This is a genomic window from Lamprobacter sp. (assembly GCF_034860625.1).
Lineage (GTDB): Bacteria > Pseudomonadota > Gammaproteobacteria > Chromatiales > Chromatiaceae > Lamprobacter.
In genome coordinates this window covers 1-2,660 of sequence record NZ_JAYESN010000333.1, presented here as the reverse complement: position 1 = coordinate 2,660, position 2,660 = coordinate 1, and the positions used below count along the sequence as shown (strand labels likewise).

General features: G+C 62.2%; 4 protein-coding genes. 1 reads left to right on the top strand and 3 read right to left on the bottom strand.

Going from position 1 to position 2,660, the window contains the following annotated elements; translation table 11 throughout:
- From VBE63_RS27080 to modA, 3 genes are all read right to left on the bottom strand, one after another.
- A partial coding sequence (locus tag VBE63_RS27080) for an ATP-binding cassette domain-containing protein (RefSeq protein WP_323686101.1) occupies positions 1–342 on the bottom strand: 342 nt, incomplete at its 3' end.
- Positions 339–1,016 (bottom strand): molybdate ABC transporter permease subunit, encoded by a 678-nt coding sequence (modB, locus tag VBE63_RS27075; protein WP_323686100.1) that lies wholly within the window; start codon positions 1,014–1,016, stop codon positions 339–341. The genes modB and VBE63_RS27080, both read right to left, overlap by 4 nt.
- 35 nt (positions 1,017–1,051) lie before the next feature.
- Entirely contained in the window at positions 1,052–1,804 is a 753-nt protein-coding gene (modA, locus tag VBE63_RS27070) for a molybdate ABC transporter substrate-binding protein (RefSeq protein ID WP_323686099.1), read from the bottom strand.
- A gap of 245 nt (positions 1,805–2,049) precedes the next feature.
- Between modA and VBE63_RS27065 the strand changes: the two genes are divergently transcribed.
- A complete protein-coding gene (locus VBE63_RS27065; protein WP_323686098.1) occupies positions 2,050–2,478 on the top strand; it encodes a TOBE domain-containing protein in 429 nt (142 codons plus the stop codon).
- The last annotated feature ends 182 nt before the right edge of the window (positions 2,479–2,660 follow it).

Here is a 2,660-nt window from a genome sequence, read left to right as displayed (position 1 = left end):
AAACACATAGCCGATCGGTCGGCGATGCGTTGGCACCCAGGTCTTGGCATCCTGCCACCTCTCACCCTTGAAGCTGAGCCGGCCAACCGCCGCCTGCTCCAGACCGGCGATGCAGCGCAGCAACGTCGTCTTGCCGGAGCCGGAATGGCCGAACAACGCCGTGACGCCGCGTGCTGGCAGCCGTTCATCCACATCCAGCATGAAGCCGGGCCAGGCAACCTGAAAACGGGCTTCGATCAGTGATGCCGGCGGCGGCTCGGCTTGCGGGTCCTGAGTCTGACGCTCAACCGGTCGGCCACCCTGCTGACCTGCTCCTATCATCGTCGCTTGCCGATCATTCATCGCTTCTTCGCCCCCGGATTCCAGACATACAGCGCCAGCAGCACCAGAAAGGAGAACACCAACATCACCGCAGCGAGTCGGTGGGCGTTGCCATATTCCAAGGCCTCGACGTAATCGTAGATCTGCACCGAGGCGACCCGCGTCACGCCCGGGATGTTGCCGCCGATCATCAGCACCACGCCGAACTCGCCGACGGTGTGCGCGAAGGTCAGGATGCCAGCAGTGACGAAGCCAGGCAGCGACAGCGGCAGCGCGACACTGAAGAAGCGATCCAGCGGTGAGGCACGCAGCGTCGCGGCGGCCTCCAGCGGGCGGTCACCAATCGCCTCGAAGGCGTTTTGCACCGGCTGCACCATGAACGGCAGCGAGTAGAACACCGAGGCCACCACCAGCCCCCAGAAGGTGAAGGGCAGAAGGCCGATGCCCAGGCGCTCGGTGAACTGCCCCACGGGCCCATTCGGACCCATCGCCACCAGCAGGTAAAAGCCCAGCACCGAGGGCGGCAGCACCAGCGGCAAGGCCACCACGGCGCCGATCGGTCCTTTCAAGCGCGAGCGGGTGCGCGCCAGCCACCAGGCGACCGGCGTGCCGACCACGAGCAGGATCAGGGTGGTGACCGAGGCAAGGCGCAAGGTCAGCCAGATGGCCTCGATATCGGTCTCAGTCAGTCCCATTAGCAGACTCCTTGATGGCGTGTTGAGAGACCATGTCACTCGGTCTCGTAGCCGAAGTCGTGGATGATCGCCTCGGCCTTCTCGCCCTTGAGGTAGGCAAACAGCTCCGTCACCGCCGGGTTGTCCTTGCCGCGGTTCAGAATCAGTGCATCCTGATTGATCGGCGCATGCATCTCGCCCGGCACGATCCAACCCGAGCCCTTGATGATCTCCCCGTCCCGCATGACTTGGGACAGAGCGACGAAGCCAATGTCGGCGTTGCCGGTGTCGACGAACTGATAGGTCTGGGCGATGTTCTCGCCCATCACCAGCTTAGGCTCGAGAGCGGCTTTCAGGTCCAGTGCCTCCAGGGTCTCGATGGCGGCCTCGCCATAGGGCGCCAGCTTCGGGTTGGCGATCGACAGCCGATTGAAGTCGCCCGATCTTAGCAGTGCCGGGCCATCGCTCACCTTGTCGGCAGCGGCGGACCAGAGCACCAGTGCGCCGATCGAATAGGTGAAGCGCGAGCCGGGTAGGCCCTTGCCCTCCTCCTCTAACCGCGCTGGGCGCGTCTGATCGGCGGCGAGCAAGGCATCGAACGGGGCTCCGTTCTTGATCTGGGCATAGAGCTTGCCCGTGGAGCCGTAGGAGGCCTTGATGCGGTGATCGGTGTCTTCCTCGAAGCGCTCGATGATCACCTTCATCGGCGACGTAAAGTTACCGGCCACGGCGATCTGAGCATCCTCGGCGGAGACGCTGCTGGCGACCATGAAACTGAAGGCGACGAGGACTAGGCGGACAGATTGCATTGAGCTCACTCCTGAGACGATTGAAGAACCGGATGGGCTGCCGGGTCAGCTTTGGGCCAGATCGCTGAGCATGCGATATCGCAATATACCAAGCGACATAACGATGAGCGATCGTGCGAATGGTATGCAGAATGCATGCCGGCTTTGCGTCGTGCGATCCATCGGATGCAGATGCTCGCTGCTCCAGCCATCCGCATCTGCGGCACGGCACACTCCGATTCCTTAAGCTCAGTGAGAACAATGATATGAAGATCAGTGCTCGAAATCAGTTCCACGGCAAGGTGGCCCAGGTCACCATGGGAGCCGTCAACGCGCAGGTCCTGGTGACACTCGCCGGTGGTGAGCAGATTGTTGCCATCGTCACCAATGAGAGCGTCAAGTCGCTCGATCTCAAGGCGAGCGCCGACGTCATCGCCTTGGTCAAGGCCTCATCCGTGCTCGTGATGACCGACGACACGGGCATCCGCCTATCGGCTCGTAACAGCCTGAGTGGCAAGGTAAACGCGCTGGAAAAAGGGCCGATTCATGCCGAGGTCAGCATCGGCCTGCCCTCCGGTGAAAGCGTCCATGCCACCATCACCCACGTCGCCTGCGATACGCTCGGGCTCGCTGAAGGCGTCGACGCCACCGCCGTGATCAAGGCGCCGTCGGTCATCCTCGGTGTGCCCGAGTAGGCAGGCTTAGCCAATGCGCAGTATGCACTAGCATATAGCGCTATCCTCGTTTCAGGGGTGACCGTTGCTCGACGACGGTGCGCCCCGTTTAGCCAGCCTCGGCTGTCGTCTTTACGACAATCTTGAACAGGGGCAATGATGTTGTCCTCTTCTCAACCCTCAACCCGCCAGCGATCGATTCC